A 17,883-nucleotide genomic window follows, 5' to 3' on the forward strand; every position below is an offset into this window, starting at 1 on the left:
ATCCGCCCCGAGTGGTTCCTGCCCGCCGCACCGCCCCGTGAGCGGGCGGCGCCCGCCGCGGGCAGCGGGACACGGCGGGAACGCGCCCTGGACGCCGGGTACTTCGGGCCGGACGCCGCACCCGCCGGGCAGCAGGGCCCCCTCGTTCCGCGCGGGCCGCATCGCGGGGAGCTCGCGGGGCCCGGCCATGTGGTCGTCCGGGACCCGCGTGGCCAAAATCTGACGCTGCATCAGAAAATCTCTTCCCCCGGCCGGTCCGCTCGGGCATCCTGCCCCCATGGAGACGGAGCTGAGCAAGAGGCTGGGCATCGAGCACGCCATCTTCGGCTTCACGCCGTTCCCCGCCGTCGCGGCCGCGATCAGCCGGGCCGGGGGCATGGGCGTCCTCGGCGCGGTGCGCTACACCGCGCCCGACGAGCTGGCCCGGAGCCTGGAGTGGATGGAGGCGCACACGGACGGCCGGCCCTACGGGCTGGACGTCGTCATGCCCGCCAAGAAGGTCGAGGGCGTCACCGAGGCGGACGTCGAGGCGATGATCCCCGAAGGGCACCGGCACTACGTCCGGGACGTGCTGGCCAAGTACGGCGTGCCCGAACTGGAGCCGGGCGACCCCACGGGCTGGCGCATCACGGGGTGGATGGAGCAGGTCGCCCGCTCCCAGCTCGACGTCGCCTTCGACTTCCCGATCGGCCTGGTCGCCAACGCGCTGGGCTCCCCGCCCGCGGACGTCGTACAGCGTGCCCACGAGCTGGGCGTCCCCGTCGCCGCCCTCGCCGGCAGCGCCCGGCACGCGCGCCACCACCAGGAGGCGGGCATCGACATCGTCGTGGCACAGGGCTACGAGGCCGGCGGGCACACCGGCGAGATCGGCGGCATGGTGCTCGTGCCCGAGGTCGTCCGTGCCGTCGACCCGCTGCCCGTGCTGGCCGCCGGGGGTATCGGCACCGGTGAACAGGTCGCCGCCGGGCTGGCGCTGGGCGCCCAGGGCGTGTGGCTCGGCTCGGTGTGGCTGACCACGACGGAGGCCGAACTCCCCTCCTCCGCCCTGGTCCGCAAGCTCCTCGCGGCCGGCTCCGGCGACACCGTGCGCTCACGCGCCCTGACCGGCAAACCGGCCCGCCAGCTGCGCACCGAGTGGACCGACGCCTGGGAGGCCCCGGACGGCCCCGGAACGCTGCCGATGCCGCTGCAGGGCCTGCTGGTCGCCGACGCGATCACCCGGATCCAGAAGTACGAGGTGGAGCCGCTGCTCGGCACCCCGGTCGGCCAGATCGTCGGCCAGATGCGTGAAGTCCGCACCGCCCAGGCGGTCTTCGACGACCTCACCCGCGGCTTCGAGCGGGCCCTGACCCGCATGAACCGCATCGCCGGACGCACCTGAGGAGGCGGCAGCCATGACATCGACCACCGCGGGCGCCCCCAACGGATTCTGGGGCCAGGCCGACGCCGACCCGGAACGCATCGTGCTCACCGCTCCCGACGGCGAACGGTGGAGCGCCCGGCGGCTGCACGAGGAGTGCAACCGCCTCGTCCACGGACTGCGCGCCGCGGGCCTGCGAACCGGCGACGCCTTCGCGGTCGTGCTGCCGAACGGCGCCGAGTTCTTCACGGCGTACCTCGCCGCCTTCCAGGCCGGGTTCTACCTCGTCCCGGTCAACCACCACCTGGTGGGGCCCGAGATCGCCTGGATCGTCGCCGACTCCGGCGCCAAGGTGCTCGTCGCCCACGAGCGCTTCGCCGACCAGGCCCGCGCCGCCGCCGACGAGGCGGGTCTGCCCGGGACACGCCGCTACGCCGTCGGTGCCACGGGCGTCGAGGGCTTCCGCCCCTACGCGGAGCTGTCGGCCGGCATGCCCGCCACCCCGCCGGACGAGCGCACCACCGGCTGGGTCATGAACTACACCTCCGGCACCACCGGCCGCCCCCGCGGCATCCGGCGCGCCCTGTCCGGCAGGCCCCCCGAGGAGACGTACCTCGGCGGCTTCCTCGGCATCTTCGGCATCCGCCCCTTCGACGGGAACGTCCACCTCGTCTGCTCGCCGCTCTACCACACGGCCGTGCTGCAGTTCGCCGGCGCCGCCCTGCACATCGGCCACCCGGTCGTCCTGATGGACAAGTGGACGCCCGAGGAGATGCTGCGGCTGATCGACGTCCACCGCTGCACGCACACCCACATGGTGCCCACGCAGTTCCACCGGCTGCTGGCCCTCCCCCAGGAGGTCAGGAGCCGCCACGACGTCTCCTCGATGCGGCACGCCGTCCACGGCGCCGCGCCCTGCCCCGAGCACATCAAGCGGGCCATGCTGGAGTGGTGGGGGCCGTGCGTCGAGGAGTACTACGCGGCCAGCGAGGGCGGCGGCACCTTCGCCTCCGCCGCCGAATGGCTGAAGCGGCCCGGCACGGTCGGCAAGGCGTGGCCGATCAGCGAGATCGCCGTCCACGACGACGACGGCAACCGGCTGCCGCCCGGCGAACTCGGCACCGTGTACATCAAGATGAACACCCCCGGCTTCCGGTACCACAAGGACGAGGCCAAGACCCGGGCGAACCGCATCGGCGACTTCTTCACCGTGGGGGACCTGGGCTACCTGGACGAGGACGGCTACCTCTACCTCCGCGACCGCAAGATCGACATGATCATCTCCGGCGGGGTCAACATCTACCCCGCCGAGATCGAGGCCGCCCTGCTCAGCCACCCCGCGGTCGCCGACGCCGCCGCCTTCGGCATCCCCCACGACGACTGGGGCGAGCAGGTCAAGGCCGTCGTCGAGCCCGCCCCCGGCCACGAGCCGGGGACGGAACTGGCCGCCTCCGTCCTGGCCCACTGCGAGGAGCGCCTGGCGGGCTACAAGCGCCCGCGGTCGGTGGACTTCGTCGCCGAGATGCCCCGCGACCCCAACGGCAAGCTCTACAAGCGCCGGCTCCGCGACCCGTACTGGGAGGGCCGCGCACGGCCCCTGTGACGGCGGGACCGCCCGGCCCCGCCGGGGCGCCGGGCGGGGCGGCGGCGCCTACTGTGGAGGCGAGGGAGGCACATCCGATGACCCGACCCGTCACCGTGGGCCTGGACGGCTCGCCGGAAAGCCGCGCCGCCATGCACTGGGCGGCGGGGGAGGCGCTGCGGAGATCCGTGCAGCTGCGCCTGGTGCACGCCGGGGGACACCCGTACGGCGACGCGCTGCTGCGCGACGCCGCACAGGAGCTCGCCGAGCGCCATCCTGACCTGCCCGTGACGACCGACGTGGCCGACGCCCCGCCGGCCGAACTGCTCGTCGCGGAAGCGGGACGCAGCGATCTGCTGGCCCTCGGCTCGCAGCGGCTGAGCGGGCTCGGCGGCTTCCTCCTCGGTTCCGTCGGGCAGACGACGCTGGCCCGCGCGGAGGGTCCCGTCGTGGTCGTCCGCACCGGCCAGGAGGAGGAGACCGGGGACGACCGCCGGCCCGTGGTGCTCGGCTTCAGCCTGCGCAAGGGCGCCGACGAGGTGATCGCCTTCGGGCTGGAGGACGCGCGGCGGCGCGGGGCGCAGCTGCGGGTCGTCCACGCCTGGTCGTACCCCCCGACGTACGGATACGTCCCCGCGGCCATGGACCCCACCTGCGGCGCGGAGATCTCGGCGGCGGAGCGGCACGCGGTGCAGGCCGCCCTCGCGCCGTGGCGGGAGAAGGTGCCCGGTGTGGAGATCACGGAGGAGGTCGCCGCCGGCAGCGCCGCGCAGCCCCTGGTGGACGCGGCGGCCGGGGCCTCGCTGCTGGTCGTCGGGCGGTGCCGGAACCGGCCCGGGGGCGTCGGCCCGCACCTCGGCCCCGTGGCGCACGCGGTACTGCACCACGCAGCCTGCGCGGTCGCCGTCGTCCCGCACTGACGCCCGCGCGGACCGCCTCAGCCCTGAGCGGAAGGGTGCCGCCGGACGGGTGACGTCCGCCGCCGACGGGTAGCGTCGCCCGGGTGAGCGATCTCCACACCCTGCACGTGAACGGCATCCGGATGGCCTACCGCACCTGGGGCGAGCCGGACGCGCCGCCGCTCGTGCTCCTCCACGGACGCGGCGCGGACGGCGCCGACTGGCAGCCCGTCGCGCCCGCCCTGGCCGCGACCCACCGGGTGTACGCCCCCGACCTGCGTGGCCACGGCGCGAGCGACCGGCCGGGCGAGTACGCCTTCGAGGCCATGCGCGACGACGTCGTCGCCTTCCTGGACGCCCTCGGCCCCGAGCCGGTGGTGCTGGCCGGGCACTCGATGGGTGCGGTCGTCGCCTACCTGGTGGCGGCGGAGCGGTCGTCCCGGCTGGCCGCCCTCGTGCTGGAGGAGCCCGTGCCGCCGGACCCGGAGGTGCCGCCGCGGGCCGTGCCCTCCGGCCCGGAGGGGGACGAGACCTGCGACTGGCGGGTCATCGCGGCCGTCAACCGCTGGCGCAACGCCCCCGACCCCGGCTGGTGGGAGCTGCTGGCGACGATCGACTGCCCCACCCTCGTCCTGGCCGGCGGAGCGGGCAGCCATGTCCCCCAGGACGGGATCGCGGCCATCGCCGCCCGCGTGCCGGGGGCGCGGCTGGTGGCCGTGGAAGCGGGGCACCTGGTCCACGGGGAACGCCCGGCGGACTTCCTCGCCGAGGTCAGCGGTTTCCTTCCGGCGCCCCGTCCCTGACCGGCAGCCCGGCCCGCAGCCACGCCTGGAAACCGCCCTCCAGGTCGGTGGCCCGGGTCAGACCGACGTCCAGGAGCGAGGCCGCGGCGAGGCTGGAGGTGTAGCCCTCGGAGCACGCCACGATCCAGCGCACGGCGGGGCCGGTGGCCTCCGGGATCCGGGCGTCGCTCAGCGGGTCCAGCCGCCATTCGAGGACGTTGCGCTCGATCACCAGGGCGTCCGGGAACTCGCCCTCCCGGGCCCGCTGCGCGGCCGGGCGGATGTCGACCAGCAGCGCCTCACCCGCGGCGATCTCCGCCGCCGCGTCCTCGGGCCCGACCCGCCGCAGGCGGGCCCGGGCGCGGTCGAGCATCCGGTCGATGCCGGAACCGACGGTGGTGGACGGGTTCATCGGACGGCCTCCGGAGCGGTCGAGGACACGGACGCGGTCACGGTCAGGGCACGTGACAGGGGGACGGCGCGGGGCACCGCGGAGGGCTCCGGCTCGTCCGTCAGCACGGTACGCGTACGCCGCAGGGAGCGCGCGTCGTCGACCGCGTAGTACGACATCGCCGTGAGGGGCGGCGAGTACGCGTGCACGCTCACCGCGGGCGCGGCGGAGGCGTTGACGACGTCGTGGACGTGCCCGAGGGGGAAGCCCGCGCCGCCGCCCGCGGCGAGTTCACGGGTCGTGATGCGGCCGCGGCCCCGGTCGTCGTGGAGCCAGCGGTGCTCGGTGAGGGTGCCGTCGACGACGCTCAGGGCACCGAGCGAGCCCGCGTGGTCGTGGAGTTCGGTGGAGGTGTCGCGGGGCCAGGTGATCAGCCAGACGTCCACGTAGGGGTCCTGGTGCAGCCTGGTGTACCAGCGGCGGTCGGGCAGGTGGACGGGGAGGTGGACGCCGGCCTCGACGGCGGCGGCGTAGCCGAGGACGAGCGCGCGCAGTTGCGGGAGGACGAGCGGGGTGGGACCGCTCGCCCGGTCGTGCAGGGCCATGGGAAGGGCTCCAGAGCGGGAACACGACGTGCCCCGCCTGGGCGGGGGCAGGTCATGGGGTGGTCGGGGCTGCGGAGGTCAGCCCCGGCGACAGCTCTGGTCGAAGTGGTGCGCACGGCGTCCCGGCCACAGGGGGCCCAGGTTCCAGATGTTCGTGCGCATGCCGCCATCAAAGCACAGGACCGGCCGTTCCGTCGCGGTCACCGTCGCAGCCGTCACATGGGTGACACACGCGCGGCGATGATCCGCGCGCACTCCATCGACTCGGTGTGTGTCGTGTCCACTTCGAGGTCGTAGCCGACTCCCCGGTGCACCGCCTCCGCCTGCGCCTCCGCCATGCCCGCCACCCGGTCGCCCCGCGCGGTCTCCCGGCCCGCCGCCACCTCGGGCGCGCAGCGGACGCCGACCCACAGCACCTCCAGGCCGTCCAGGGCCCGCCGCCAGCGGTCCTGCGAGGCGGGGCCGCCGAGGAACACCTCGTCGACGATCACCCGGGCCCCGGCCCGCGCCATGGCGGCGATGCCGACCGCCCAGGCGTCGTCCAGGGCCCGGAAGGCCTCGCCGACCGACACGACGCCGTCCGCGCCGAAGCCGATGCCCGCGCCCGGCCCGGAGCCCCGCAGCCCGGCGGGCATCCCGTCGACGAGGGTGTCGGTGCCGAACGTCAGCCACGCCTGCGGCAGCAGCACCGCCTGAAGGCAGCGCGCGATGCCCGACTTGCCCGAACTGGAGCCGCCGTTGAGCACGATCACCTGGTACGCCATCGCGCCAGGCTAGGAGCCCACCTCGCGGGTACGCGAGTCAATTGCCGCTCGGGCACTGCGGGCGAAGCGCCTGAGCCTGCGTTCCTCCGCGGGCTGCAGGTTGGGGTCGGCGAGGCGGGCGGTGATCACCTCGGCCATGCGCGGGGCGGGGTGGGTGGGGGCGGCGTGCAGGAAGCCGGTGAGGAAGAGGCGCAGTCCGGTGTTGCGGACGGGGCCCAGGCTGACGCCGCGAAGGATGGCGACGGTCAGCGCGGTGTCGGCGGCGGGGTCGCCCCCGGCGGTGTTGCTCCAGTCGATCAGCACCGGCCCGTCCGGGGTGAGGATCACGTTCTCCGGGTGCAGGTCGAGGTGGAGGACGCGGTCGCGGGCGGGATCCCCGGTGCCGAAGCGGCGGCGGAGCCAGCCGGGTGCCGGGACGGCGTGCAGGGACGCCTGCAGGCCGGCCAGCAGCCGGCCGTGGGAGTGTGCCCGCCAGGGCCTGCGGGCCAGGTCCTGCGCCATGGTGGGCCCGGTGAGGCGGTCCATGACGAGGTCGGCGCCGTTCACGTCGTGCACCCGGGGCACCGCGAAACCCACCCCGGCCAGGTGGGCCATCACCCGGGCCTCCTCGTCGGCCGAGCCGCCGTGCCGGTAGCGGCGCAGGACCCGCGTGCTGTCGAGGGCCCAGACGTCGGCGTCGCGGCCCGCGCCGATCAGCTCCACAGTGCCTTGACCAGCTCCGCGGCGGGGGCCACGGTCCCGAAGCGCGGGAGGGCGAGCGTGACCGCGGCCTCGTGCTCCGCGCCGCTGAGCGCGGTCATCGCGTCCTCGGCGAAGTGGAGTTCGTACCCGTGGTCGGCCGCGGCGCGGGCCGTGGACTCGACGCCCATGTTCGTCGCGATGCCGGCGACCACGAGGGTGTCGACGCCGCGCGCCCGCAACTCCCCGTCCAGCCCCGTGCCGTGGAAGGCGCCCACCGTCCGCTTGACGATCACGAGGTCGCCCTCCCGCTCCAGCCCCTCGACCAGTTCGCTCCCCGGCGGCTGCTCGTCGACCCCGGGGCGCTCCACGCGCACCAGCACGACCGGTGCCCCCGCCTCCCGGAAGGCCGCCGCGAGTCCGAGCGACGCCAGCACGACCTCCTCACCGGACCGCGGGGCCAACGGCAGCTCCACGATGCGTTCCATCAGGTCGATCACGACAAGTGCGGTGCGCTGGGCCTCGAGACGCGTCATGCGCACACCTTAAGGAGCGGGGCCGCCCGTGCGAAGGGCCGCCCGTCGATCGAGTGCACGACCGCGTTCATCCCGTCGGTGGGAGGAGTTCGACGCCCTCGCCCGCCGTGCCGTCCCGCTCCACCGCGACCACGTAGACGCGTTCAGCGGGCCGGACGGCCACCAGGGCGAAGGGCGAAGCCAAGGGCTGCTTCCGCACCGTGTGCGGCGCGTACGACGGCCCCACCCCGAGGGCGGACCTCTCGATGCGGAGGTGGACGACCCGCCGGCTCACCAGAAGCTCGTGGACGCCTACGAGTTCCCCCTCGTCCTCCTCCTCGAAGACGTCGGCGCCCGTCGACAGCAGCGACTCCGACGAGGAGAGCACGGTGAACGCCGCGTCGGCCAGAACCGCCTCCCACGACGAGGCATACGCGGGGTCGCATCCGGTCAGACCCCCGGACAGGTGCTCGGCCACGGTCCACCGCAGATCGGGTCCCCGGGTGGACCAATACAGCTCGCTCGCGGCGAACCCGTCCCTCCTGCGGTGCAGGACGAGGACGAACCCGAGGCCACCGTCGGTCCAGACGCCGGCCGCGACAGGACCGCCGTCCAGGTCCACGCTCCGTCTGTCCATGGTCGTGCCGCCCGGGGCGAACGGTCCGCGCTCCAGGGCCGCCGTCGCGATGTCCGCCGTCTTCCGCCTCATGGCCGTTCATGGTGGCAGAGGCCGGTGCGCCCGCGGGGCACACCGGAGTTCAGCCCCCGGCCGCGCCCTCCGCGGCCACCGTGCGGGCCCAGCGGTAGTCGGCCTTGCCGCTGGGGGAGCGCTGGATGAGCGGGGTGAGGACGAGGCTGCGCGGCACCTTGTAACCGGCGAGGCGGGCCCGGCAGTGGGTCTGGACCTCCTCCAGGGAGAGCGCGGGGGCGCCCTCGCGGAGCTGGACGACGGCCGAGACATGGTGGCCCCACTTCGCGTCGGGCACGCCCGCGACCAGGGCGTCGTACACGTCGGGGTGGGCCTTCAGCGCCTCCTCGACCTCCTCCGGGTAGACCTTCTCGCCACCGGTGTTGATGCACTGCGAGCCGCGTCCGAGCACGGTGACGACGCCCTCGTCGTCGACGGTCGCCATGTCGCCGAGCAGCACCCAGCGTTCGCCGTCGCGCTCGAAGAAGGTCCGGGCGGTTTTGCCGGGGTCGTTGTAGTAGCCGAGCGGCACGTGGCCGCGCAGCGCGATGCGCCCCGGTTCACCGGGGGCCACGGGCCCCAGGGAGGCGGGGTCGACCACCGCGATGTGCGCGCTGACGCGCAGCCGGAAGCCCCTGCGCGGACCGGAGTCGTCCGTGGCGGTGCCGTTGAAGCCGGACTCGGACGAGCCGAAGTTGTTGAGGATCATGCAGTTCGGGGCGAGCGCCCGGAACTGGTCGCGCACGGTCTCGGAGAGGATCGCGCCGGAGCTGGAAAGGCTGAACAGCGAGGAGACGTCGGTGTCCTTGAGCGGTCCGGCCAGGGCGTCGGCGAGGGGGCGCAGCATGGCGTCGCCGACCAGCGAGACGCTGGTGACCTTCTCGCGCTCTATCGTGCGCAGCACCTCCACGGGCGCGTACTTGCTGTGGACGACGACCTTCTGGCCGTAGTGGAAGCCGATGAAGGCGGTCAGCGTGGAGGTGCCGTGCATCAGCGGCGCCGTGGGGAAGAAGACCAGGCCCTCGCCGCCCGCCGCGACCCGTTCGGCGAGTTCCTCGGGCCGGGAGACGGGGACGCCGGTGGGGGCGCCGCCCCCCATCCCGGAGAAGAAGAGGTCCTCGTGGCGCCACATGACGCCCTTGGGCATGCCCGTCGTGCCCCCGGTGTAGATGATGAAGCGGTCGTCGGCGGAGCGGGCCGGGAAGTCGCGGTCGGGTGAGCCGGAGGCCTCCGCATCGGCGAAGCCGACCGGTGTGACGGCGGGTTCGGGCGCGTCCGGGGGCGCGGCGCCGACCCGTATCAGGTGGCGCAGCCGTTCGGTGCGGGGGAGGGCCGCCGCGACGCGGCCGGTGAACCCGGCGTCGAAGACGAGCGCCGTGAGGTCGGCGTCGCGGTAGAGGTAGACGAGCTCGTCCGCGACGTAGCGGTAGTTGACGTTGACCGGGACGGCGCGGATCTTCATGCAGGCCAGCGCCGTCTGCAGGTACTCGACGCCGTTGAGGAGGTGCAGGCCCACGTGGTCGCCGGGGGCGACGCCCTGCGCCGCCAGGTGGTGGGCGAGGCGGTTGGCCGCGGCGTCCAGCCCGGCGTACGTGAGCCGGCGCTCGGCGCCCGTACCCGGGTGGTCGAGGTGGACCAGCGCCTCGCGGCCGGGCACGGTGTCGGCGACCGATTCGAAGAGGTCGGCAAGGTTGTACTCCACGGCACTCCTCCTGACCGGGGGCCGGGGGACCGGGTGCGCGACCGGCTCCCAGCCGGTCATCAGAGCACCCCGTGAGGGGGCTGTGAAGGGGTCCCGCGACAAGAATCTGACTGACAGTCAGAAAAGTATTGAACTCGACCTGCGCCTACTGCAACCTGTTCTAGGCCCGGTCGTCGAAGTAGCTCCCCCGGCCGAAGGCTGGGGGAGGGACTTCGACGACAGGGCCCAGGTCCGGTACGCGACGCGGGAGGACGGCGATGGGCGGCACCGAACACCTCACGGTGGAGCGCGTCGGCGCGACACTCGTACTGACCCTGAACCGGCCGGAGGCGCGCAACGCGCTCTCCCTGCCCATGCTCGTGGGACTCCACGACGGCTGGACGGAGGCCGACCGGGACGACGCGATCCGCTCCGTGGTCCTCACCGGCGCCGGCGGGGCCTTCTGCTCCGGAATGGACCTCAAGGCCCTGGCCGCCGACGGCGGGATGGCGGGGCAGCAGTACCGGGAGCGGCTCACCGCCGACCCCGACCTGCACTGGAAGGCCATGCTGCGACACCACCGCCCCCGCAAGCCGGTGATCGCCGCCGTCGAGGGGCCCTGCGTGGCCGGCGGCACCGAGATCCTCCAGGGCACCGACATCCGCGTCGCGGGGGAGAGCGCGGTCTTCGGCCTCTTCGAGGTGCGCCGCGGCCTCTTCCCGATCGGCGGCTCCACCGTCCGCCTCGCCCGGCAGATACCGCGCACGCACGCCCTGGAGATGCTGCTCACCGGCCGCCCCTACACCGCCGCCGAGGCCGAGCGGATCGGGCTGGTCGGCCACGTGGTCCCCGACGGCACCGCCCTGGACAGGGCGCTGGAGATCGCCGCCCTGGTCAACGCCAACGGCCCGCTGGCCGTCGAGGCCGTCAAGGCCTCGGTCTACGAGACCGCGGAGCTGACCGAGACGGAGGCGCTGAAGTCCGAACTGGAGCGCGGCTGGCCCGTCTTCGCCACCGCCGACGCCAAGGAGGGCGCCAAGGCCTTCGGCGAGAAGCGCCCGCCCGTCTACCGCCGCGCCTGACACGGGAGGTCACCACCGCCATGCCCGAACCGCTCACCGCGTCCCTCGTCGTCGAATTCCCCTTCACCCGATCCCTCGGCCCGGTGCAGAGCGCCTTCCTCACCGGCCTTCGCGAGCGGACCGTCCTCGGCGTACGAACCGGGGACGGACGGGTCCTCGTACCGCCCGTCGAGTACGACCCGGTCACCGCGCAGGAGTTGCGCGACCTCGTCGAGGTCGGCACCACCGGCACCGTCACCACCTGGGCCTGGAACCCGTCCCCGCGGCCCCAGCAGCCGATGTCCACGCCCTTCGCCTGGGTCCTGGTCCGCCTCGACGGCGCCGACACCGCCCTGCTGCACGTCCTGGACGCACCCGGCCCCGAGGCGGTGCGCACCGGCATGCGCGTGCGCGTCCGCTGGGCCGAACGGCGCACCGGCGCCGTCACCGACATCGCGTGCTTCGAACCCGCCCCGGACGGCACCGCCGCCACGGAGGCCCAGGCGGCCGCGCACACCGGCGCGTTCACCGAACCCGTCACCGGCATCACCGTGCCCGCCCGGCTGGAGTACGCCCACGCCCCCGGCCGGGCCCAGAGCCGCTATCTGGCGGGCCTCGCCGAGCGCCGCACCCTCGGCGAGCGCTGCCCCTCCTGCCGCAAGGTGTACGTCCCGCCCCGGGGCGCCTGCCCCACCTGCGGGGTCGCCACCGACGAGCAGGTCGAAGTCGGTCCGCGCGGCACGGTCACCACCTACTGCATCGTCAACATCAAGGCCAGGGGCCTCGACATCGAGGTGCCCTACGTCTACGCCCACATCGCCCTCGACGGCGCCGGCCTCGCCCTGCACGGACGCATCGGCGGCATCCCGTACGACCAGGTGCGCATGGGACTGCGCGTCGAGCCCGTCTGGACCGGCGACGGCCGCTACCCCGACCACTACCGGCCCACCGGCGAGCCCGACGCCGACTACGACGCCTACAAGGAGCTGCTGTGACCACGCGGACGAGGCCCGAGGCGCGCCGGGACGTGGCCATCGTGGCCTTCGCCCAGACCCGGCACGTGCGAGACAGCGCCGCGCTCTCCGAGGTCGAGATGCTGATGCCGGTCCTGCACGAGGTGCTGGACCAGGTGGGCCTCACCGCGGGGGAGATCGGCTTCACCTGCTCGGGCTCCTGCGACTACCTGGCGGGCCGGGCCTTCTCCTTCACCATGGCACTGGACGGGGTCGGGGCCTGGCCGCCGATCTCCGAGTCGCACGTGGAGACCGACGGCGCGTGGGCGCTGTACGAGGCCTGGGTCAAACTGCTCACCGGCGAGGCCGACACCGCCCTCGTCTACTCCTACGGCAAGTCCTCGCCGGGGCGGCTGCGGGACGTGCTGACCCGCCAGCTCGACCCGTACTACCTGGCACCGCTGTGGCCCGACTCCGTCGCCCTGGCCGCGCTCCAGGCCCAGGCGCTGATCGACGCGGGCGACACGGACGAGGCCGCGCTCGCCGCCGTCGCCGGCCGCAACCGGACCGCCGCGGGCGCCAATCCGTACGCGCAGGAGGCCGGCGACCGGCCGCAGGGGGAGTACGTGGTGCGGCCGCTGCGCCGGGGTGACTGCCCGCCGGTCGGCGACGGCGCGGCCGCGGTCGTGCTGGCCGCCGGGGACACCGCACGGCGGCTGTGCGAACGCCCCGCCTGGATCCGCGGCATGGACCACCGCATCGAGGCCCACGCACTCGGTGTCCGCGACCTCACCGACTCACCCTCCACCCGGCTGGCCGCGGAACGCGCCGGGGCCTTCGACGCGCCCGTCGACACCGCCGAACTGCACGCCCCCTTCACCTCCCAGGAGGTCGTGCTCCGCAAGGCACTCGGCCTGGGGGACGACGTGGCGGTCAACCCCTCAGGCGGCCCGCTCGCCGCCAACCCCGTGATGGCCGCCGGCCTGATCCGGCTCGGCGAGGCCGCCGCCCGCATCCACCGCGGCGCCTCCCGCCGGGCGCTCGCCCACGCCACGTCCGGGCCCTGCCTGCAGCAGAACCTGGTCGCCGTCCTGGAAGGAGAAGACCGATGAGCGCGGTGAACGGCAAGGAGCCCGTCGCGGTCGTCGGGGTCGGCCAGACCCACCACACCTCGGCGCGGCACGACGTCTCCATCGCGGGACTCGTCCGCGAGGCGGCCCACCGTGCGCTGGTGGACGCGTCGATGACCTGGGCGGACGTCGACGCGGTCGTCATCGGCAAGGCCCCCGACTTCTTCGAGGGCGTGATGATGCCCGAGCTCTACCTCGCCGACGCCCTCGGCGCGGTCGGCAAGCCCATGATGCGGGTGCACACCGCGGGTTCCGTGGGCGGCTCCACCGCGCTCGTCGCGACGAGCCTGGTGGCGGCGCGGGTGCACCGCACCGTCCTGACGCTCGCCTTCGAGAAGCAGTCCGAGTCCAACGCGATGTGGGGACTGTCGCTGCCCGTCCCCTTCCAGCAGCCCCTGCTGGCCGGGGCGGGCGGGTTCTTCGCACCGCACGTGCGCGCCTACATGCGGCGCACGGGTGCGCCCGACACCGTCGGCGCGCTCGTCGCGTACAAGGACCGGCGCAACGCGCTGCGGAACCCGTACGCCCATCTGCACGAGAAGGACATCACCCTGGAGAAGGTGCGCTCCTCGCCCATGCTCTGGGACCCGATCCGCTACTCCGAGACGTGCCCCTCCTCCGACGGCGCCTGCGCGATGGTGCTCACCGACGAGGCGGGCGGGCGCCGCGCCCCGGGCCCGGTGGCCTGGGTGCACGGCGGGGCGATGCGCAGCGAGCCCACGATGTTCGCGGGCAAGGACTTCGTCAGCCCGCGGGCCGGACGCGACTGCGCGGCCGACGTCTACCGGCAGGCCGGCATCACCGATCCGCGGCGGCAGATCGACGCCGTCGAGATGTACGTGCCCTTCTCCTGGTACGAGCCGATGTGGCTGGAGAACCTCGGTTTCGCACAGGAGGGGGAGGGCTGGAAGCTCACCGAGTCGGGGGTGACGGAGCTCGACGGCGACCTGCCCGTCAACCCTTCGGGTGGTGTGCTGTCCACCAACCCGATCGGCGCCTCCGGGATGATCCGCTTCGCCGAGGCCGCCCTCCAGGTGCGCGGTACGGCGGGCGGGCACCAGGTGGACGGCGCACGTCTGGCGCTGGGTCACGCGTACGGCGGCGGTTCGCAGTTCTTCGCCATGTGGGTGGTCGGATCCGGGCACCCCGGAGAGTGAAGCGGGCATGAACCGGTACCGGGACCGGGCAGGTTCTTCCATGACCTGTCCGGGCCCCGGCACGGTCGCTAGGCTGGCCCGGACGACGGAGTCGGGAGGAGAACGGACGTGGCCGAGAGCACGATCGGATCGCCGTTGGCCAACGGGAAGAAGCCGCAGCTTGATCTGGCCAACGCAACATGGCAGTCGAGCAGCCAGGGCACGGGAGACGTCCAGATCGCCTTCGTCGAGGGCTATATCGCCATGAGGGACGGCAGGAGCCCCGAGGGGCCCTCGCTGATCTTCACCCCGGCGGAGTGGCGGGCCTTCGTCCTCGGGGCCCGCGACGGCGAGTTCGACCTCACCTGACGGAACCTCACGGGTGCTTCCGGCGGCCCGCCCTCGTCCATGGCGGCGAGCTGCCGGCGCACCCGGCCCGAGGTCTGCGCGCCGGCCGTGTCCGCCGGTCGGCCGCGCCCGTTGTACGCCCCCTGTGAACGCACCCGACGGCACGTCATGCCATAGCCGTCGGGCATGTGCCGGGGGCATCGTGGCTACGCATTCCCGCATGTGGGCGCACCTGATCGAGCACAGTCGATCATTCCTCGGACGATTTTGAACAGCCGTCACCAGTTCGCATTTATCCACTCACGCAGGGTCCCCGGTGGCGTACGCTGAGGTGCCACCGGACAGGTGTCCGAGTAACACCGGCGCGCTCCCGGCGCGCGCCGGATCAGGGGCAGGGGGTGCACTATGGCGCGGCGCACACCGAAGTCCCGGAGGCCGCTCCTCGAACGCGAGGCCGAACTCGTGGCCGTCGACGAGGCGCTGGCCGAACTCACGGGCATACGGGCGGAAGGCGGCCATCCCCGCAGCGGCACACGGCGTGGCGGCGTGCTGGCCTTCGCCGCCCCCGCGGGCCTCGGCAAGACGACCCTGCTCGCGGAGACCCGGCGCCGGGCCTCCGCCCTCGGCTGCACCGTCCTGTACGCCCGCGGCGGCGACCAGGAACAGGGCGTCGCCTTCCACGTCGCCCGCCAACTGCTCCAGCCCCAGCTCGCCGGGGCCGGCGACGAGGTGCTCCGCTCCACCCTCGGCAGCTGGTACGGCATCGTCGGCCCCGCCCTGGGACTGTGCACCGACGGCGCGGGCGCGCCCCCCGACCCGCAGGGCCTCGCGGACGGACTCGACTGGGTGCTCACCCACATCGCCGTCCGGCGGGCCCCCGTGGTCCTCGTGCTCGACGACGCCCACTGGGCCGACCCGGAGTCGCTGGGCTGGCTGGCCGCCTTCGCACCCCGCGCCGAGGAGCTCCCGATGCTCGTCGTCGTGGCCTACCGGCCCGACGAACTCCCCGCCCAGGCCGAGGCGTTCCGCGGGCTGCCCGACCGCTCCGGCACCCGCCCGCTCGGCCTGGAACCGCTCAGCGCGGCCGCCATCGGCCGGCTCGTCCGCGAGACCGTGGGCGAGCACGCCGACGAGGCCTTCTGCCGCGAGGCCTGGGCCGTCACCGCCGGCAACCCCTTCGAGGCCGTGGAGCTCACCGCCAAGGTCCTCGACCGCGCCCTGCGGCCCGACGAGTCCAGCGCGCACCTCCTGCGCGACCTCGCCGCCGCCGCCAAGGGCAGCGGACTCATCGCCCGCCTGGAGCGCCTGGGCACCTCCACCGTCCGCATGGCGTGGGCCGCCGCCGTCCTCGGCACGTCCATCTCGCCGGCGATCGCCGCGAGCGTGGCGGGCCTGGGCGGCGAGGAGGCCGCCGACGCCGCGGACCGGCTGCGCAAGGCCCGCATCCTCACGGGCAGCGACGTACTGGAGTTCGTCCACCCCCTCATCGCCACCGCGGTGTACCGGGCGATCCCCGACGCCGTCCGGGTCGCCCTGCACGGCCAGGCCGCCTGGTCCGTCGTGGACGCCGGGCTCGGCCCCTCCGCGGCCGCCCGCCACCTGCTGGAGACCCACCCCGAGGGCGACCCCTGGGTCGTCAGCCAACTGCGCCAGGCCGCCAGGGACACCGCCCGGGCCGGCGCCCCCGACGCGGCCCGCCGCTACCTCGCGCGTGCGCTGCGCGAGCCGCCGCCCTTCGAGGACCGGGCGGCCGTGCTCTTCGAACTGGGCTGCTCCTCCCTGCTCACCGAGCCGGCCACCACCGTCAACCACCTGCGTGCCGCGCTCGGGGAGCCGATCGTCGACCCGGCGCTGCGCGACGCGATCACCTACCGGCTCTCCCAGGCGCTGGCCCACTCCGACCGGCTCGGCGAGGCCGCGGACACCGTCGGGCAGGCCGCCCGTACCGCCACCAACGCGCGGGCCCGGTTGCGGATGCAGGAAGAGCAGTTCATGTGGGACGCCTTCCGCTCCGACGAACCGGACTCACCGGCGCGCTCCCGCAGGCTGACCCGCCTCGCCGACCGGCTGACCGGACGCGACCTGACCGAGCGCTACATCATCGGACTGCGCGCCTGGGACGCCACCTTGCGCGGCGAGCCCGCCGAGACCGCGCTGCGGCACTCCGACCGGGCACTGCAAGGCGGCCTGCCCTGGGCCAGCGAGGACTTCGGGTTCGAGGTACCGGTCCTCGTCGCGATGACGTACATGTACGCCGACCGGCCGGGCCGGGCGGAGGAGCTCTTCGCCGCCGGCATCGGCGACTACGAGCGCCAGGGCTGGCGCGGCGCCCACCTCGCCTTCGGCTACTCCCTGCTCGGCTACGTGCGTTACCGCCGCGGCCGGCTCGCCGAGGCGGAGGACTTCGCCCGCGACGGCCTGCGGCTGGCCGACCGCGTCGGCCGCGGCACCCCGGTCGTCTGGTACACCGTGGCGATCCTCGTCGAGATCCTGCTCGCCCGGGGCCGGGTCCGCGAGGCAACGGCCCTCGCCGACGAGTACGACTTCCGCGAGCCCTTCCCGGCGGCCGTCACCTTCCCCGACGCACAGACGGTCTACGGCCGGCTGCTGCTCGAACGAGGCATGGTCAACGAGGCCATCGCCCAGCTCGAGGCGTGCGGTCGCCGACTCGACCCCCGGGGCATGCGCAACCCCGGCTGGTCGCCGTGGAAGCTCCACCTCGCGCTCGCCGAGGCCCGGGACACCCCGGAGCGGGCCCGTGCCACCGCCGCCGACGCCGTCGAGCGTGCCCGCCAGTACGGCACCGCGTCCGCGATCGGCCAGGCGCTGCGGGTCTCCGCCGAGGTGGCCGCGGAGTCCGACCGGCTGAAGCTGCTGCACGAGGCGGTCGCGCATCTGGAGCGCTCACCCGCCGGCTACGAGCTGGCCCGGGCCATGGTCGACCACGGCGCCGTCCTGCGCCGCGAGGCCCGGCTCCCCGAGGCGGCCGAGCAGCTCTACCGGGGTCTGGAGACCGCTGTCCACTGCGGCGCCGACACCCTGGCCGAACGCGCCCGTGACGAACTCGCCGCCGCCGGACTCCGCCCGCGCAGGCTCCGCACCACGGAGACCGACGCCCTCACCGCCCAGGAACGGACGGCCGCCTCACGGGCCGCCCGCGGCGAGGACGACGAGCAGATCGCCGCGGGTCTGGACACCGACGTGGAGAGCGTCACCCGTCTGCTCTCCGCCGTCTACCGCAAGATCGGCACCGACCGGGCGGGCCTCGCCAGGGCCCTGGCACCGTAGCGACGCGACCCCGGGCACACGG

17 protein-coding genes are annotated in these 17,883 nt (G+C 74.3%); 10 read left to right on the forward strand and 7 right to left on the reverse strand.

The annotated features are described in order from the left end of the window. The first annotated feature begins 277 nt into the window (after window positions 1–277). The 4 genes from OIE69_RS33015 (at window position 278) to OIE69_RS33030 (ending at window position 4,644) form a co-directional block, all read left to right on the forward strand. The gene (locus OIE69_RS33015) at window positions 278–1,381 is read left to right on the forward strand and encodes an NAD(P)H-dependent flavin oxidoreductase (RefSeq protein ID WP_326577936.1); all 1,104 of its coding nucleotides are present in this window, start codon (window positions 278–280) and stop codon (window positions 1,379–1,381) included. Between the two features lie 13 nt (window positions 1,382–1,394). Continuing rightward, on the forward strand, window positions 1,395–2,963 hold the full coding sequence (locus tag OIE69_RS33020; RefSeq protein ID WP_326577938.1) for an acyl-CoA synthetase: 1,569 nt from the start codon (window positions 1,395–1,397) through the stop codon (window positions 2,961–2,963). A gap of 77 nt (window positions 2,964–3,040) precedes the next feature. Continuing rightward, window positions 3,041–3,862, forward strand: a complete 822-nt coding sequence (locus OIE69_RS33025; RefSeq protein WP_326577940.1) for a universal stress protein — start codon at window positions 3,041–3,043, stop codon at window positions 3,860–3,862. A gap of 83 nt (window positions 3,863–3,945) precedes the next feature. Continuing rightward, entirely contained in the window at window positions 3,946–4,644 is a 699-nt protein-coding gene (locus OIE69_RS33030; protein WP_326577942.1) for an alpha/beta fold hydrolase, read from the forward strand. On the opposite strand, the gene OIE69_RS33035 is transcribed toward OIE69_RS33030, so the two are convergent. The 7 genes from OIE69_RS33035 to OIE69_RS33065 all read right to left on the reverse strand — a co-directional run bounded on the left by OIE69_RS33035 (window position 4,613) and on the right by OIE69_RS33065 (window position 9,966). After that, window positions 4,613–5,035, reverse strand: a complete 423-nt coding sequence (locus OIE69_RS33035; RefSeq protein ID WP_326577944.1) for a rhodanese-like domain-containing protein — start codon at window positions 5,033–5,035, stop codon at window positions 4,613–4,615. The two genes, OIE69_RS33030 and OIE69_RS33035, sit on opposite strands and share 32 nt — an antisense overlap. Further along, window positions 5,032–5,619 (reverse strand): cysteine dioxygenase, encoded by a 588-nt coding sequence (locus OIE69_RS33040; RefSeq protein WP_326577946.1) that lies wholly within the window; start codon window positions 5,617–5,619, stop codon window positions 5,032–5,034. Before OIE69_RS33040 ends, OIE69_RS33035 begins: the two co-directional genes overlap by 4 nt. 215 nt (window positions 5,620–5,834) lie before the next feature. After that, on the reverse strand, window positions 5,835–6,383 hold the full coding sequence (gene cpt / locus OIE69_RS33045) for a chloramphenicol phosphotransferase CPT (protein ID WP_326577948.1): 549 nt from the start codon (window positions 6,381–6,383) through the stop codon (window positions 5,835–5,837). A 9-nt stretch (window positions 6,384–6,392) separates the two neighbouring features. Continuing rightward, window positions 6,393–7,085, reverse strand: coding sequence for an aminoglycoside phosphotransferase family protein (locus tag OIE69_RS33050; RefSeq protein ID WP_326577950.1), 693 nt, complete (start codon window positions 7,083–7,085; stop codon window positions 6,393–6,395). Next, window positions 7,076–7,597, reverse strand: coding sequence for an isochorismatase family protein (locus OIE69_RS33055; protein ID WP_089226808.1), 522 nt, complete (start codon window positions 7,595–7,597; stop codon window positions 7,076–7,078). The genes OIE69_RS33050 and OIE69_RS33055 overlap by 10 nt, the downstream gene beginning before the upstream one ends. A 67-nt stretch (window positions 7,598–7,664) precedes the next feature. After that, the gene (locus OIE69_RS33060; protein WP_326577954.1) at window positions 7,665–8,285 is read right to left on the reverse strand and encodes a hypothetical protein; all 621 of its coding nucleotides are present in this window, start codon (window positions 8,283–8,285) and stop codon (window positions 7,665–7,667) included. A 49-nt stretch (window positions 8,286–8,334) separates the two neighbouring features. Next, window positions 8,335–9,966: an acyl-CoA synthetase gene (locus tag OIE69_RS33065; protein WP_326577956.1), complete on the reverse strand. Its 1,632-nt coding sequence runs from the start codon at window positions 9,964–9,966 to the stop codon at window positions 8,335–8,337. Window positions 9,967–10,223: 257 nt separating this feature from the next. Here OIE69_RS33065 and OIE69_RS33070 point away from each other — a divergent pair, with 257 nt between their 5' ends. The 6 genes from OIE69_RS33070 to OIE69_RS33095 all read left to right on the forward strand — a co-directional run bounded on the left by OIE69_RS33070 (window position 10,224) and on the right by OIE69_RS33095 (window position 17,861). Then, entirely contained in the window at window positions 10,224–11,027 is an 804-nt protein-coding gene (locus tag OIE69_RS33070) for a crotonase/enoyl-CoA hydratase family protein (protein ID WP_326577957.1), read from the forward strand. A gap of 20 nt (window positions 11,028–11,047) precedes the next feature. Further along, window positions 11,048–12,001 carry an OB-fold nucleic acid binding domain-containing protein gene (locus tag OIE69_RS33075; RefSeq protein WP_326577959.1) on the forward strand — a complete coding sequence of 318 codons (954 nt, stop codon included), beginning with the start codon at window positions 11,048–11,050 and terminating at the stop codon, window positions 11,999–12,001. Next, window positions 11,998–13,071, forward strand: coding sequence for a thiolase domain-containing protein (locus OIE69_RS33080; RefSeq protein WP_326577961.1), 1,074 nt, complete (start codon window positions 11,998–12,000; stop codon window positions 13,069–13,071). The genes OIE69_RS33075 and OIE69_RS33080 overlap by 4 nt, the downstream gene beginning before the upstream one ends. Continuing rightward, window positions 13,068–14,246 (forward strand): thiolase domain-containing protein, encoded by a 1,179-nt coding sequence (locus OIE69_RS33085; protein WP_326577963.1) that lies wholly within the window; start codon window positions 13,068–13,070, stop codon window positions 14,244–14,246. Before OIE69_RS33080 ends, OIE69_RS33085 begins: the two co-directional genes overlap by 4 nt. Before the next feature lie 108 nt (window positions 14,247–14,354). After that, the gene (locus tag OIE69_RS33090) at window positions 14,355–14,594 is read left to right on the forward strand and encodes a DUF397 domain-containing protein (RefSeq protein ID WP_018561140.1); all 240 of its coding nucleotides are present in this window, start codon (window positions 14,355–14,357) and stop codon (window positions 14,592–14,594) included. Between the two features lie 384 nt (window positions 14,595–14,978). Beyond that, window positions 14,979–17,861, forward strand: a complete 2,883-nt coding sequence (locus OIE69_RS33095; protein WP_326577966.1) for an ATP-binding protein — start codon at window positions 14,979–14,981, stop codon at window positions 17,859–17,861. Window positions 17,862–17,883 lie beyond the last annotated feature (22 nt).

The sequence above is a fragment of the Actinacidiphila glaucinigra genome (assembly GCF_035918135.1).
Lineage (GTDB): Bacteria > Actinomycetota > Actinomycetes > Streptomycetales > Streptomycetaceae > Actinacidiphila > Actinacidiphila glaucinigra.

What these genes read in the sequence shown, in the direction of transcription:
- OIE69_RS33070 (WP_326577957.1), top strand. Translation starts at nt 10,224, where the DNA reads ATGGGCGGCACCGAACACCTCACGGTGGAGCGCGTCGGCGCGACACTC.
- OIE69_RS33020 (WP_326577938.1), top strand. Translation starts at nt 1,395, where the DNA reads ATGACATCGACCACCGCGGGCGCCCCCAACGGATTCTGGGGCCAGGCC.
- OIE69_RS33055 (WP_089226808.1), bottom strand. Translation starts at nt 7,597, where the DNA reads ATGACGCGTCTCGAGGCCCAGCGCACCGCACTTGTCGTGATCGACCTG.
- OIE69_RS33075 (WP_326577959.1), top strand. Translation starts at nt 11,048, where the DNA reads ATGCCCGAACCGCTCACCGCGTCCCTCGTCGTCGAATTCCCCTTCACC.
- OIE69_RS33015 (WP_326577936.1), top strand. Translation starts at nt 278, where the DNA reads ATGGAGACGGAGCTGAGCAAGAGGCTGGGCATCGAGCACGCCATCTTC.
- OIE69_RS33025 (WP_326577940.1), top strand. Translation starts at nt 3,041, where the DNA reads ATGACCCGACCCGTCACCGTGGGCCTGGACGGCTCGCCGGAAAGCCGC.
- OIE69_RS33085 (WP_326577963.1), top strand. Translation starts at nt 13,068, where the DNA reads ATGAGCGCGGTGAACGGCAAGGAGCCCGTCGCGGTCGTCGGGGTCGGC.
- OIE69_RS33040 (WP_326577946.1), bottom strand. Translation starts at nt 5,619, where the DNA reads ATGGCCCTGCACGACCGGGCGAGCGGTCCCACCCCGCTCGTCCTCCCG.
- OIE69_RS33060 (WP_326577954.1), bottom strand. Translation starts at nt 8,285, where the DNA reads ATGAGGCGGAAGACGGCGGACATCGCGACGGCGGCCCTGGAGCGCGGA.
- cpt (WP_326577948.1), bottom strand. Translation starts at nt 6,383, where the DNA reads ATGGCGTACCAGGTGATCGTGCTCAACGGCGGCTCCAGTTCGGGCAAG.
- OIE69_RS33035 (WP_326577944.1), bottom strand. Translation starts at nt 5,035, where the DNA reads ATGAACCCGTCCACCACCGTCGGTTCCGGCATCGACCGGATGCTCGAC.
- OIE69_RS33095 (WP_326577966.1), top strand. Translation starts at nt 14,979, where the DNA reads ATGGCGCGGCGCACACCGAAGTCCCGGAGGCCGCTCCTCGAACGCGAG.